Source organism: Leclercia sp. W17 (assembly GCF_003336325.1).
Classification (GTDB): Bacteria; Pseudomonadota; Gammaproteobacteria; order Enterobacterales; family Enterobacteriaceae; genus Enterobacter.
Genome location: NZ_CP031101.1, coordinates 3,234,837 through 3,249,040, shown reverse-complemented (window position 1 = coordinate 3,249,040; position 14,204 = coordinate 3,234,837). Strand labels below are relative to the sequence as shown.

The 14,204-nt window shown below is 57.7% G+C and carries 9 protein-coding genes; 5 read left to right on the top strand and 4 right to left on the bottom strand.

Translation table 11 applies throughout. The features are described 5' to 3' along the window. Positions 1–67: 67 nt before the first annotated feature. The 4 genes from aat to trxB all read right to left on the bottom strand — a co-directional run bounded on the left by aat (position 68) and on the right by trxB (position 5,392). Complete coding sequence (gene aat, locus DVA44_RS16135; protein WP_103178902.1) at positions 68–775, bottom strand: leucyl/phenylalanyl-tRNA--protein transferase; 708 nt, start codon at positions 773–775, stop codon at positions 68–70. A 47-nt stretch (positions 776–822) separates the two neighbouring features. Next, positions 823–2,544, bottom strand: a complete 1,722-nt coding sequence (gene cydC, locus DVA44_RS16130) for a cysteine/glutathione ABC transporter ATP-binding protein/permease CydC (protein ID WP_114387533.1) — start codon at positions 2,542–2,544, stop codon at positions 823–825. Next, the gene (cydD, locus tag DVA44_RS16125) at positions 2,544–4,310 is read right to left on the bottom strand and encodes a cysteine/glutathione ABC transporter permease/ATP-binding protein CydD (RefSeq protein WP_114387532.1); all 1,767 of its coding nucleotides are present in this window, start codon (positions 4,308–4,310) and stop codon (positions 2,544–2,546) included. The genes cydC and cydD overlap by 1 nt, the downstream gene beginning before the upstream one ends. Before the next feature lie 113 nt (positions 4,311–4,423). Next, positions 4,424–5,392, bottom strand: a complete 969-nt coding sequence (trxB, locus tag DVA44_RS16120) for a thioredoxin-disulfide reductase (protein ID WP_103178905.1) — start codon at positions 5,390–5,392, stop codon at positions 4,424–4,426. 549 nt (positions 5,393–5,941) lie between these two features. Between trxB and lrp the strand changes: the two genes are divergently transcribed. The 5 genes from lrp (at position 5,942) to serS (ending at position 14,075) form a co-directional block, all read left to right on the top strand. Then, positions 5,942–6,436 (top strand): leucine-responsive transcriptional regulator Lrp, encoded by a 495-nt coding sequence (gene lrp / locus DVA44_RS16110; protein ID WP_000228469.1) that lies wholly within the window; start codon positions 5,942–5,944, stop codon positions 6,434–6,436. A 133-nt stretch (positions 6,437–6,569) separates the two neighbouring features. After that, a complete protein-coding gene (locus tag DVA44_RS16105) occupies positions 6,570–10,595 on the top strand; it encodes a DNA translocase FtsK 4TM domain-containing protein (RefSeq protein ID WP_114387531.1) in 4,026 nt (1,341 codons plus the stop codon). A 127-nt stretch (positions 10,596–10,722) separates the two neighbouring features. Further along, positions 10,723–11,337: an outer membrane lipoprotein chaperone LolA gene (gene lolA / locus DVA44_RS16100; protein WP_103823389.1), complete on the top strand. Its 615-nt coding sequence runs from the start codon at positions 10,723–10,725 to the stop codon at positions 11,335–11,337. A gap of 9 nt (positions 11,338–11,346) precedes the next feature. Continuing rightward, positions 11,347–12,690 carry a replication-associated recombination protein RarA gene (rarA, locus tag DVA44_RS16095; RefSeq protein WP_114315459.1) on the top strand — a complete coding sequence of 448 codons (1,344 nt, stop codon included), beginning with the start codon at positions 11,347–11,349 and terminating at the stop codon, positions 12,688–12,690. A 92-nt stretch (positions 12,691–12,782) separates the two neighbouring features. Next, on the top strand, positions 12,783–14,075 hold the full coding sequence (gene serS, locus DVA44_RS16090) for a serine--tRNA ligase (protein WP_114387530.1): 1,293 nt from the start codon (positions 12,783–12,785) through the stop codon (positions 14,073–14,075). Positions 14,076–14,204 lie beyond the last annotated feature (129 nt).

The following is a 14,204-nucleotide window of genomic DNA, read 5'->3' as shown; positions in this document are numbered from 1 at the left end:
GGGCAACAGGCAGAACCTACTCTGCGGCAGAATTATAGCACCTTGAGGAAAAATATGCGGAAAACATTTATCCCTGAGGCGTAAATAACGTCGTTGGCACCCAGAAATTTTGCGGTAATTTTTGCATGCGCAGGGTCGCCAGCTGCGCCAGATATTCATGGCGCGAGATCTCCACCACACCCAACGAGGCGGTATGTTCGTTCAGCACCTGGCAGTCAACTAACTTGCCGCCGCTGCGTGCGAAGCGTTCGCAGAAGACCAGCAGCGCGGTTTTGGAGGCGTTAACCGCGCGGCTGAACATCGACTCGCCGCAAAACAGCGTGCCCTGCGCCACGCCGTACATGCCGCCCACCAGTTCATCCTTATCATCCCATACCTCAATCGAATGGGCGTAGCCCAGCTCGTGCAGGCGATGGTAGGCGACGATCACCTCGGGTGTGATCCAGGTTCCTTCAAAGCGATCGCTGGCGCAGCCCTCGATCACCTGACCAAACGCATGGTTGAGGGTGACGCGATAAGGGGAGCGGGCGTGAAAACGCTTCATGCTGCGGCTGATATGAAACTCCGCGGGCCACAGAACGGCGCGGGGATCGGGCGACCACCATAAGATGGGATCGCCGGGAGAGAACCACGGAAAAATCCCCCGCTGGTAAGCCATCAATAAACGCGACGGACTCAGATCGCCGCCCAGGGCCAGCAAACCATTAGGTTCACGCAGCGCCCCTTCCGGAGAAGGGAACGCAAGAGAATGACGAGAGAGCTGGACCAGGCGCATGACAACAAAACTCCAGTACGCAAAGTGGGGATCGGTTCAAATATAGACTACAGACGTTGTTTAAAGTGGTAGTAGCGGCCCTGTTTTGCCAACAGTTCAGCGTGATTACCTTGCTCAATAATTTGTCCGTTGTCCATCACAATAATTTGATCGAAATCCGCCAGACCGCGCAGACGGTGCGTCACCATCAGCACGGTTTTGTCCTGCATCTCTTTTTTCAGTAAATCAAGGATTTGCCGCTCGGTAGTCGCGTCCAGCCCTTCGGTTGGCTCATCCAGTAGCATCAGCGGCGCATTATGAAGCAGCGCGCGCGCAATGGCCAGGCGACGCAGCTCGCCGCCAGATAGCTGACGGCCGCCTTCGCCAAGCCAGCTGTTGAGCCCTTCATCTTCCAGCAGCTTCTGCAGACCCACTTTTTCCAGCATCCCGCGTAACACCTCATCGGCAGCACCGGGCGCAGCTAACAGCAGGTTATCGCGCAGGGTGGCGCTGAAAAGATGAACCCGCTGGGGCACCACGCTTACCGTTTTGCGCAGCGCAGTCTCGCTCATCTGCACCAGAGGCATATCGTTAAACAGGATCTGACCCTGCGCCGGGTCCCATGCTCTGGTCAGCAACTGCAGCAGTGTCGATTTACCGCAGCCTGTGCGACCCAGCACCGCCACATGGGCGCCCGCGGGGATCGTCAGATTAATGTGGTCCAGCGCGGGCTGCGCCTGACCTTCGTAGGCAAAACTCACATCCGAAAGGCGCAGGGCCAGCTGCTCAGGGACCGCTGATGCGGTCGTACTGAACTGCACTTCCGGCTGCTGGCCGGTAATCTGGGTGATCCGCAGCGCGGAGGCCACCACCTGGCCCAGGTGCTGAAAGGCACCGGTCACCGGCGCCAGGGCTTCAAACGCCGCCAGCGCACAGAAGACAAACAGGGCGATTAATGGGCCTGGCTGCGCGTTATCACCCACGCCGCCGGAAGCCATCCACAGCATCGCCATGACTGCGCCTCCGCCAATTAGCAGCATCAGCGCCTGGGAGAGGGCCGTGAGTTCCGACTGCTTGCGCTGGGCTTCGTGCCAGTTCAGCTCGGTATTTTCCATCTGCGCACGGTAGCGGCGGCTGGCACCAAAGATGGTCAGCTCCGCCTGACCCTGTAGCCAGCCCGTCAACTGCTGGCGATACTCGCCCCGCAGACGCGTCAGCTTTTCACCAGTCGGTTTTCCGGCGCGGTAAAACAGCGGGGGTAAGATAAAGAGCGTTGCGAGCATGATCCCGCCGAGCACCAGCGCAATGTGAACGTCCAGCAGGCACAGCCCAAGGGTGACCACCGCAATCACCACCAGGGCGCCTACCAGCGGAGAGATAACGCGCAAATAGAGGTGATCGAGGGTATCCACGTCGGCGACGACGCGGTTAAGCAATTCCCCCTGGCGATAGCGTGCCAGTCCGGCGGGGGAGAGGGGGAGCAGCTTACTGAAGGTGGTAACGCGCAGGTGCTGCAACACGCGGAAGGTCGCGTCATGGCTGACCAGACGCTCGAAGTAGCGCCCGGCGGTGCGGGTGATGGCCGTGCCGCGCACCCCGGCGGCGGGGAGCATATAGTTGAAGCTGTAGAGCCCGGCAAAACCGGCGACCGCGGAGGCAGAGAGGAACCAGCCGGAGAGCGTCAACAGGCCGATACTGGCCAGCAGGGTGACAATCGCCAGCACCACGCCCAGCGTCAGCATCCATTTGTGGCGCATATAAAGCGCCAGATAAGGCAGTAAAGCGCGCATCAAATCTCCTCCTGACGGTTTGCCAGCAGGGCCGCAAACGGCCCCTGTGCCGCCGCGAGCGTGGCGTAATCACCCTGCTCAACAAGCTGACCATTGTCCATGACCCAGATCTGATCCCACCGGGAGATGCCCTCCAGCTGGTGGGTTACCATCAGCGTGGTTTGCTGCTGCGAGGCGGCATCAAGGGCCATCATCACACGCTGTTCACTGTGCGCATCCAGGCTGGCGGCGGGTTCATCCAGCAATAAAAGCTGACACGGGTTAAGCAGGGCGCGGGCTACGGCAATGCGCTGCGCCTGGCCGACGGAAAGCCCCGCCGACTGATCGCCCACTACCGTATCCACGCCGTTCGGCAGCAGGGGCAGGAACTCGCTGACCCAGGCGCGGTCGAGGACTGACTGTAACTCTTCTTCGCTGGCATCCGGACGAGCCAGAAGCACGTTTTCCCGCAGCGTGGCCGCCGGAAGCTGCGGGTTCTGTCCTACCCAGCTTAAATGGGTGCGCCACTCGTCAGGATCGAGCGCTGAGAGCTCGGCCTGGTTGATGCGCAGCGAGCCGCTGTAGGCCATAAAACCGGATAACGCATTCAGCAGGGAGCTTTTACCGGAGCCGCTGGTGCCAACCAGCACCACGCGCTGACCTGCCGCGAGGGTAAAGTTCAGAGGGCCGGCAAGGACTTTACCTTCCGGCGAGAGCACGCAAAAATCTTCCGCTTCAATGCTGACCGGTCTGGTGGTGTTCAGGGTCACGTCGCCACGCTGCGGATGAGCCAGCGGCGTTTCAAGGAAGGTTTTCAGGCTGTCGGCGGCACCCACCGCCTGCGCTTTCGCATGATAGAAAGTGCCCAGATCGCGCAGCGGCTGGAAAAATTCCGGCGCCAGAATTAACGCCAGAAAGCCTGCAAAAAGGGTCACGGCGGTACCGTAATGACCGAAATCAAGGGCGCCCAGATAGGAGAAACCGAAATAGACGGCAACCAGCGCAATCGACAGGGAGGTGAAGAACTCCAGCACCCCGGAGGATAAAAATGCCAGGCGTAACACTTCCATGGTGCGCTGACGGAAATCCTGGGAGGCGTGGCGGATGTTGTCGGTTTCGGCTTTACCGCGACCAAAAATACGCAGCGTTTCCATGCCGCGCAGACGGTCAAGGAAGTGGCCGCTGAGACGTCCGAGCGCCAGGAAGTTGCGGCGGTTGGCGTCGGCAGCACCCATACCGACCATCGCCATAAAGAGCGGGATCAGCGGGGCGGTGCCCAGCAGGATCAGCGCGGCGACCCAGTTGTAAGGAAAAATCGCGAGCACGATCAGCAGGGGAACGAAAGCGGCCAGCGCCATCTGGGGCAGATAGCGGGCGTAGTAGTCATGCATATCATCGATCTGTTCGAGGATCAGCGTCGCCCAGCTTCCGGCGGGCTTGCCCTGGATCCAGGCAGGCCCGGCCTCCTGTAGCCTGTCCAGCACCTGGCGGCGAATTTCATAGCGAATGTTCTGCCCGGCGTGGAAGCCCACGCGCTCACGCAACCAGACCACCCAGGCACGCAGAACAAAGACCAGAATCAACACAATGAAAGGCAGTAACAGCGCCTCGCGCGGGATATTTTCCATAATCATATGGTTAAGAATGCGGGCCAGAAGCCATGCCTGGCCGACAATCAACAGTCCGCTGATAAACCCCAAAAGACGGGAAATATTCAGCCAGCGGCGGGAAATAACGCTTTGCTTTTTAAGCCAGCGAGTTAACTCTTGTTGACGGGTTTTTTCCATTGCGTGCTTTGCAGGTGATGTTATTAGGTATTGGGCACGGCAATGTTACAACGCAGAGACGATAAAGGCGACTTATCGCCGCCTTATTTACGTTTGTTGCTGATTTGTAAAAATTATTTGCTCTGATCGGCCAGTCCGTCGAGATATCGTTCTGCATCCAGCGCCGCCATACAACCGGTGCCCGCAGAGGTGATCGCCTGACGATAAATGTGGTCCATCACGTCGCCCGCAGCGAACACGCCCGGGATGCTGGTCTGGGTAGCATTACCATGAATACCTGACTGCACCTTGATGTAGCCGTTCTCCAGCTCAAGCTGGCCGTCGAAGATAGCCGTGTTCGGGCTGTGGCCGATGGCAACAAACAGACCTGCCACTTCCAGCGTTTCAACGTTGTCGGTGTTCTGGGTGTCACGGATGCGCAGGCCCGCCACGCCCATCTGATCGCCGGTCACTTCTTCCAGCGTGCGGTGGGTGTGCAGCACGATATTGCCGCTGGCCACTTTGTCCATCAGACGTTTGATCAGGATCTTTTCCGCGCGGAAAGTATCACGGCGGTGAATGAGGTGCACTTCAGAGGCGATATTCGCCAGATAGAGTGCCTCTTCAACCGCGGTATTGCCGCCGCCGATGACCGCGACCTTCTGGTTGCGATAGAAGAAACCGTCGCAGGTTGCGCAGGCAGATACGCCGCGACCTTTAAATTCCTCTTCAGAAGGCAGACCCAGATAGCGGGCAGAGGCGCCGGTGGCGATGATCAGCGCGTCGCAGGTGTACTCCGCGTTGTCACCGGTCAGGCGGAACGGACGGTTTTGCAGATCGACCTTGTTGATGTGGTCAAAAATGATTTCGGTATCAAATTTGGCGGCATGCTCGTGCATGCGCTCCATCAGCAGCGGCCCGGTCAGGCCTTCAGGATCGCCTGGCCAGTTTTCAACTTCGGTGGTGGTGGTCAGCTGACCGCCTTTTTCCATGCCCGTAATCAGTACCGGTTGCAGGTTAGCGCGTGCAGCGTAGACCGCTGCGGTGTATCCCGCAGGTCCAGAACCAAGAATTAGCAGCTTACTGTGTTTGGCCGTGCCCATGAGATCCTCATTGTTGTTGGCAGACATTTTCCCGGATTGTAGGGAATTTGTTGGCGTAAAAAAAGGGCGCAGCGATTTTGTTAACGATGTGTGTGATAGAAAGGGCCAATCAACGAGAGGAAAGAAAAGGTGATTTTATAACAATAATCATGGGTAATCGGTCGAAACGACGGCGATAAAATGAGGATTAATCGCCGGACGTAATGAATATCCGACATGTTGTACTAAAAATCGATGTTTTGCTTTGACAATCCCCTGCGCTTTTGCGAAAACATTCAAGGAAGAAAAAAAATGGTCTTTGTGTAACGCATAGTCATGCACAAAATCACCATTTTTACCGGGTCAGCGAAATCTACGCATGGTGTGGACAGATGCCATACGTGATGTTGATGGCCGCCTCTGGGCAACGGTCTTCATACCACATAACCCCAATCGGATCGCGCAAACTATAAAACAGGCGATGCGATTAACCGCGGGGAAAGACTCTGAACAGTGAAGTGCACAGGGTCCTGGCAGGAGTTAGGGAAGGAATACAGAGAGACAATAATAATGGTAGATAGCAAGAAGCGCCCTGGCAAAGATCTCGACCGCATCGATCGTAACATTCTTAATGAATTGCAAAAGGATGGGCGTATTTCCAACGTCGAGCTTTCAAAACGTGTGGGACTTTCCCCGACGCCATGCCTTGAGCGTGTGCGCCGACTGGAAAGACAGGGTTTTATTCAGGGCTATACAGCGCTGCTGAACCCGCATTATCTGGATGCCTCACTTCTGGTATTTGTTGAGATTACTCTGAATCGTGGTGCGCCGGATGTGTTTGAGCAATTTAATGCCGCCGTACAAAAACTTGAAGAAATTCAGGAGTGTCATCTGGTTTCCGGTGATTTCGACTACCTGTTGAAAACCCGCGTGCCTGATATGTCCGCCTACCGTAAGCTGCTGGGTGAAACCCTGCTGCGACTGCCTGGTGTGAACGACACCCGTACCTACGTGGTAATGGAAGAAGTCAAACAGAGCAATCGTCTGGTTATTAAGACGCGCTAACACGGAACAGGTGCATTATCAGCGTACTTTGATTACACTCCTGGTAATCCATACAGCAACAGTGTCGGGCTTCCCGGCACTGTTGTCCGTTTAGCACGCAGGCAGGAATTGCCTGATACCTGGAGAGCCTGTTTTGAGCCAGGAATATACCGAAGACAAAGAAGTCAATTTAACCAAGCTCAGCAGTGGACGCCGACTCCTTGAGGCGTTACTGATCCTTGTTGCTCTTTTTGCCGTCTGGTTGATGGCAGCCTTACTCAGTTTTAATCCCTCCGATCCCAGCTGGTCACAAACCGCATGGCATGAGCCTATCCATAATTTAGGCGGCGTACCGGGGGCATGGCTGGCGGACACGCTGTTCTTTATCTTTGGCATAATGGCGTACACCCTTCCCGTCATTATTATTGGCGGCTGCTGGTTTGCCTGGCGCCATCGCCAGAACGATGATTACATCGACTATTTTGCTGTCTCGCTGCGCCTGATTGGTGCGCTTGCCCTGATCCTCACCTCCTGCGGCCTGGCGGCGATTAACGCCGACGACATCTGGTATTTTGCCTCCGGCGGCGTGATTGGCAGCCTGCTGAGCACCGCGCTACAGCCGATGCTGCACAGCAGCGGTGGTACTCTGGCGCTGCTCTGCGTCTGGGGGGCGGGGCTGACGCTGTTTACCGGCTGGTCCTGGGTCACCATCGCCGAGAAAATTGGCAGCGTGATCCTCAATATCCTGACCTTTGCCAGCAACCGTACCCGTCGCGACGATACCTGGGTTAACGACGAAGAGTACGAAGATGACTACGAAGAGGCTGAGCCGAGCGCTGAGCGTCGTGAATCTCGCCGTGCCCGCATTATGCGCGGGGCGCTGGCGCGCCGTAAGCGTGTGGCAGAGAAATTCGCCAATCCATTAGGCCGCAAAACCGATGCGGCATTGTTCTCCGGCAAACGGATGGATGACGAAGAAGAGGTGGCTTATAGTGCCCGTGGCGTTGCCGCCGATCCGGATGATGTATTGTTCTCCGGTAATCGTGCGCTGCCGTCCGATTATGATGAGTTCGATCCGCTGCTCAACGGTCACTCAGTAGCTGAGCCCCTTGCCGCCGCTGCCGCCGCAACCACGGCAACCCAGGCCTTTGCTGCGCCGGTTGAACCGATCACCCCGACGCCTTCTGTGCCAGAGATGCCGCTGCAGCAACATGCGGTTGAATGGCAAGCGGAACTTGCTGCGCCTGCATCGCCGATCCCTGCGCCGGAGCCGGAGCAGTATGTCGCCGCCGCGCAGCAGGAGTGGCAACCGCCTTATCAGCCTGAACCTGTCTACGCGCAGCCGCAGTATGAGCCGCAGCAGCAGCCTGTTTATCAGTCTGAACCCGTTTATCAGCCTGAACCTGTTTATCAGTCTGAACCCGTTTATCAGCCAGAGCCGGTCTATCAGCCTGAGCCTGTTGTCACCCCGCCGGTTGTCGAAGAGCCGCCGGTTGAAGAGGTGAAACCGTCCCGTCCGCCGCTTTACTATTTCGAAGAGGTGGAAGAAAAACGTGCCCGTGAGCGCGAACAGCTTGCGGCATGGTATCAGCCGGTGCCCGAGGAGGCACAAGAACCAGCCCCGGTTAAAGCCGCTGAAACCCCGACAATTCCGGTTCCCGCTGTGGAACCCGCTTCCGCCGTCGCTCCTGTTGCCGCAAGCGTACAGCAGGCAACAAGCGCAGGCGCCGCTGCGGCCAGCGCTGCCGCGCCGTTATTCAGCCTGGCAACCGGCGGCGCACCGCGTCCGCAGGTAAAAGAGGGGATTGGTCCGCAGTTGCCGCGTCCTAACCGCGTACGTGTTCCGACCCGCCGTGAACTGGCCTCGTATGGTATCAAGCTGCCTTCCCAACGAATGGCCGAAGAGAAAGCGCGTGAAGCCGGACGTCAGCAGTATGATGAACACTACGACGACGATGCTGATGCCGATGAAATGCAGCAGCAGGAGGAGCTGGCCCGCCAGTTCGCTCAGCAGCAACAGCAGCGGTACGGTGGTGATGAGTATCAGGCCCAGCCACAGTCCTTTGAAACGCAGGATGACGAAGATAGTGCCGCCGAAGCGGAGCTGGCTCGCCAGTTCGCCGCCACCCAGCAGCAGCGTTATTCCGGTGAGCAACCGACAGGGGCTAACCCCTTCTCGCTGGCGGACTTTGAATTCTCGCCAATGAAAGATCTGGTGGATGATACCCCGAGTGAACCGCTGTTTACGCCTGGCGTGATGCCGGAAGCCGAGCCACCGCGTCAGCCGGTTACGCCGCCCCAGCCGCAGCAGTCCGTGCAGCCACAACATGTTGCACAGCCGCAGCAGTATGCACAACCGCAGCAGCCTGTTCAGCCGCAGCAGTATGCGCAGCCTCAGCAGCCTGTTCAGCCGCAGCAGTATGCGCAGCCTCAGCAGCCTGTTCAGCCGCAGCAGTATGCGCAACCGCAGCAGCCTGTTCAGCCGCAGCAGTATGCGCAACCGCAGCAGCCTGTTCAGCCGCAGCAGTATGCACAGCCTCAGCAGTCCGTGCAGCCGCAGCAGCCCGCGCAGCCACAGCAGTATGCACAACCGCAGCAACCAGTGCAGCCACAGCAGCCAGCTGCTCAGCCTCAGCAGAGCCTGATCCATCCGCTGTTGATGCGCAATGGCGACAGCCGCCCACTGCAAAAGCCTACTACGCCGCTGCCGTCGCTGGATCTGTTAACGCCGCCACCAACGGAAGTGGAGCCGGTCGATACCTTTGCCCTGGAGCAGATGGCTCGTCTGGTTGAAGCGCGTCTGGCCGACTTCCGTATTAAAGCGGATGTGGTGAACTATTCCCCGGGCCCGGTCATCACCCGCTTCGAGCTGAACCTGGCGCCGGGTGTTAAAGCCGCGCGTATTTCCAATCTCTCCCGTGACCTGGCGCGTTCGCTGTCGACCGTGGCTGTGCGCGTGGTTGAGGTGATCCCAGGCAAACCCTATGTGGGTCTGGAGCTGCCGAACAAAAAACGCCAGACCGTTTACCTGCGTGAAGTGCTTGATAACGCCAAGTTCCGCGATAACCCGTCGCCACTGAGCGTGGTGCTGGGTAAAGACATCGCGGGTGAGCCGGTTGTGGCCGATCTGGCTAAAATGCCGCACCTGCTGGTGGCGGGTACCACCGGTTCCGGTAAATCTGTCGGCGTGAACGCCATGATCCTCAGCATGCTCTATAAAGCGCAGCCGGAAGATGTGCGTTTCATCATGATCGACCCGAAAATGCTGGAGCTGTCAGTCTATGAAGGCATCCCGCATCTGCTGACCGAAGTCGTGACCGACATGAAAGACGCTGCCAACGCCCTGCGCTGGAGCGTCAACGAGATGGAGCGTCGCTACAAGCTGATGTCTGCGCTGGGCGTGCGTAACCTCGCCGGTTATAACGACATCATTGCCGAAGCGGCGAAGATGGGACGCCCAATTCCGGATCCGTACTGGAAACCGGGCGACAGCATGGATGCCGAACATCCGGTACTGGAAAAGCTGCCGTATATCGTGGTGCTGGTGGATGAATTTGCCGACCTGATGATGACCGTCGGTAAGAAAGTGGAAGAGCTGATCGCCCGCCTGGCGCAAAAAGCCCGTGCGGCAGGGATCCATCTGGTGCTGGCGACCCAGCGTCCATCGGTGGATGTGATCACCGGCCTGATTAAAGCCAACATCCCGACTCGCATCGCCTTTACCGTGTCGAGCAAAATCGACTCCCGTACCATCCTTGACCAGGGGGGCGCGGAATCGCTGCTCGGCATGGGGGATATGCTCTATTCGGGGCCGAACTCGACTTCCCCGGTACGTGTCCACGGCGCGTTTGTTCGTGACCAGGAAGTGCATGCCGTGGTGCAGGACTGGAAAGCGCGCGGTCGTCCGCAATATGTCGAAGGCATCACCTCTGACAGCGAAAGCGAAGGCGGCGGCGGTGGCGGCTTTGACGGCGGCGAAGAGCTGGATCCATTGTTCGATCAGGCGGTTAACTTCGTTACCGAGAAACGTAAAGCCTCCATCTCCGGCGTACAGCGCCAGTTCCGCATCGGCTATAACCGCGCGGCGCGCATTATCGAGCAGATGGAAGCGCAGGGCATCGTTAGCGAGCAGGGACATAACGGCAACCGTGAAGTGCTGGCCCCGCCACCGTTTGAGTAACGGCCTCGATTGCAAAGATGGGTAAAGCAGCAAAAATTAAGCATTTTCTTCTGTCGCCTGCCTGCGGGCAGGTCCAGAATAGTGACAGAAACCCCCATTTCGGGAAGACGCTTTGTAAGGATGAACAATGAAAAAAATCGCAATCACCTGTGCATTACTCACTGGCTTTGTGGCAAGCAGCGTCTGGGCTGATGCCGCCAGCGACCTGAAGAGCCGCCTGGATAAAGTGAGCAGTTTCCATGCCAGCTTCACGCAGAAAGTGACCGACGGCAGCGGCAACGCGGTGCAGGAAGGCCAGGGTGACTTGTGGGTTAAACGTCCGAATCTGTTCAACTGGCATATGACCCAGCCGGACGAAAGTATCCTTGTCTCTGACGGCAAAACCCTGTGGTTCTTTAACCCGTTTGTTGAGCAGGCCACCGCCACCTGGCTGAAAGATGCGACCAGCAACACGCCGTTTATGCTGATTGCCCGTAACCAGTCCAGCGACTGGCAGCAGTACAACATCAAACAGACCGGCGATGAGTTCGTGCTGACGCCGAAAGGCAGCACTGGCAACCTGAAGCAGTTCACCATCAACGTGAGCAGCAACGGTACCATTAACCAATTCAGCGCCGTTGAGCAGGACGATCAGCGCAGCAGCTATCAGCTGAAATCCCAGCAGAACGGTGCGGTCGATGCATCGAAATTTACCTTTACCCCGCCGAAGGGCGTAACGGTGGACGATCAACGTAATAAGTAAGAGGCGTGAGTGAGCAACCTGTCGCTCGATTTTTCAGATAATGCGTTTCAACCTCTGGCCGCCCGTATGCGGCCAGAAAATTTAGCGCAGTATATCGGCCAGCAGCATCTGCTGGCCGCGGGCAAGCCCTTGCCGCGCGCCATTGAAGCCGGGCATCTGCACTCGATGATCCTCTGGGGGCCACCGGGCACCGGTAAAACGACCCTGGCGGAAGTGATCGCCCGCTATGCTGATGCAGATGTCGAGCGCATCTCCGCCGTTACCTCCGGCGTGAAAGAGATCCGTGAAGCCATCGAGCGTGCCCGGCAGAACCGTAACGCCGGTCGCCGCACAATCCTGTTTGTTGACGAAGTCCACCGCTTCAACAAAAGCCAGCAGGATGCCTTCCTGCCGCATATTGAAGACGGCACCATTACCTTTATCGGCGCCACCACGGAAAATCCCTCGTTTGAACTCAACTCCGCGCTGTTGTCCCGCGCCCGCGTCTATCTGCTGAAATCGTTAACCACCGAAGATATTGAGCAGGTGCTGACCCAGGCGATGACTGACAAGGCCCGGGGCTACGGCGGCCAGGATATCGTCCTACCTGACGAGACCCGTCGCGCCATTGCCGAGCTGGTTAATGGCGATGCGCGCCGGGCGCTGAATACCCTGGAGATGATGGCCGATATGGCCGAAGCCGACGACAGCGGCAAACGGGTCTTACTCCCGGCGCTGCTGACCGAAATCGCCGGTGAACGTAGCGCGCGTTTCGATAATAAAGGCGATCGTTTTTACGACCTGATCTCGGCGCTGCACAAATCGGTGCGCGGCAGTGCGCCCGATGCCGCGCTTTACTGGTATGCGCGCATTATCACTGCCGGGGGCGACCCGCTGTACGTTGCCCGCCGCTGTCTGGCGATTGCCTCCGAAGATGTCGGTAACGCCGACCCGCGCGCCATGCAGGTGGCACTCTCCGCCTGGGACTGCTTCACCCGGGTCGGGCCTGCTGAAGGCGAGCGCGCCATTGCCCAGGCCATTGTCTATCTGGCCTGCGCACCCAAAAGTAATGCCGTCTATACCGCCTTCAAAGCGGCGATGTCCGATGCCCGCGAACGTCCTGATTACGATGTTCCAGTCCACCTGCGCAACGCGCCGACCAAACTGATGAAAGAGATGGGCTACGGTCAGGAGTATCGTTATGCCCACGACGAGCCCAACGCCTACGCTGCCGGGGAGGAGTATTTCCCGCAGGAAATGGCACAAACACGCTACTATCACCCGACAAACAGAGGCCTTGAGGGTAAGATTGGCGAAAAGCTCGCCTGGCTTGCCGGACAGGATCAAAATAGCCCTATAAAACGCTACCGTTAGGGCTATCGTTGCGGTAATGTTTGCAATTGTATCTTCGTGACCGCAGGCTGTGGTCACATTTCCTATTTTAATTCGATAAGCACAGGATAAGCATGCTCGATCCCAATCTGCTGCGTAACGAGCCAGACGCAGTCGCTGAAAAACTGGCACGCCGGGGCTTTAAACTGGATGTAGATAAGCTGCGCGCTCTTGAAGAGCGTCGTAAAGTTCTGCAGGTACAAACCGAAAACTTGCAGGCAGAGCGTAACTCTCGATCGAAATCCATCGGCCAGGCGAAAGCGCGCGGGGAAGACATTGAGCCATTACGCCTGGAAGTGAACAAGCTGGGTGAAGAACTGGATCAGGCGAAAGCTGAGCTGGATCTTCTTCAGGCCGAAATTCGTGATATCGCGCTGGCGATCCCGAATATCCCTGACGACAGCGTACCTGTCGGCAAAGACGAAAACGACAACGTCGAAGTGAAACGCTGGGGTACGCCTCGCGAGTTCGACTTCGAAGTTCGCGATCACGTTACGCTGGGCGAAATGCATGCAGGGCTCGATTTTGCCGCTGCCGTTAAGCTGACCGGTTCCCGCTTTGTGGTAATGAAAGGGCAGATCGCCCATCTGCACCGCGCGCTGGCGCAGTTCATGCTGGATCTGCACACCGAGCAGCACGGCTACAGCGAAACCTACGTACCGTATCTGGTTAACCACGATACGCTGTACGGCACCGGCCAGCTGCCGAAATTTGCCGGCGATCTGTTCCATACTCGTCCGCTGGATGAAGAAGCAGACAGCAGCAACTACGCGCTGATCCCAACGGCAGAAGTGCCGCTGACCAACCTCGTGCGTGACGAAATCCTCGACGAAGATGACCTGCCGATCAAACTGACGGCACACTCTCCGTGCTTCCGTTCTGAAGCGGGCTCTTATGGCCGTGATACCCGCGGTCTGATCCGTATGCACCAGTTCGACAAAGTTGAGATGGTACAGATCGTGCGTCCGGAAGAGTCCATGGCGGCGCTGGAAGAGATGACCGGTCACGCGGAAAAAGTGCTGGAGCTGCTGGGTCTGCCGTACCGCCGCGTGGCGCTCTGTACGGGTGATATGGGCTTTGGCGCCTGCAAAACCTTCGACCTCGAAGTATGGGTACCGGCGCAGGGCACCTACCGTGAGATCTCCTCCTGCTCTAACGTAGGTGATTTCCAGGCGCGCCGCATGCAGGCTCGCTGCCGCAGTAAATCCGACAAGAAAACCCGCCTGGTGCACACCCTGAACGGCTCCGGCCTGGCAGTGGGGCGCACGCTGGTCGCGGTGCTGGAAAACTACCAGCAGGCCGATGGCCGTATCGAAATCCCTGAAGTGCTGCGTCCGTACATGAAAGGCCAGCAGTACATCGGTTGATTTGTTTTTAAGTAAAAAGCGCCTGCGGGCGCTTTTTTTATGCCCCGCTTTTGATGTCAGGCAATAACCCCTCCCTCTAAAGTAGTAATACTTGCCAAACAGTTGGTTAGCGTAAACGTCTGCTAACGC

What these genes read in the sequence shown, in the direction of transcription:
- cydD (WP_114387532.1), bottom strand. Translation starts at nt 4,310, where the DNA reads ATGGAAAAAACCCGTCAACAAGAGTTAACTCGCTGGCTTAAAAAGCAA.
- trxB (WP_103178905.1), bottom strand. Translation starts at nt 5,392, where the DNA reads ATGGGCACGGCCAAACACAGTAAGCTGCTAATTCTTGGTTCTGGACCT.
- serS (WP_114387530.1), top strand. Translation starts at nt 12,783, where the DNA reads ATGCTCGATCCCAATCTGCTGCGTAACGAGCCAGACGCAGTCGCTGAA.
- cydC (WP_114387533.1), bottom strand. Translation starts at nt 2,544, where the DNA reads ATGCGCGCTTTACTGCCTTATCTGGCGCTTTATATGCGCCACAAATGG.
- lolA (WP_103823389.1), top strand. Translation starts at nt 10,723, where the DNA reads ATGAAAAAAATCGCAATCACCTGTGCATTACTCACTGGCTTTGTGGCA.
- aat (WP_103178902.1), bottom strand. Translation starts at nt 775, where the DNA reads ATGCGCCTGGTCCAGCTCTCTCGTCATTCTCTTGCGTTCCCTTCTCCG.
- lrp (WP_000228469.1), top strand. Translation starts at nt 5,942, where the DNA reads ATGGTAGATAGCAAGAAGCGCCCTGGCAAAGATCTCGACCGCATCGAT.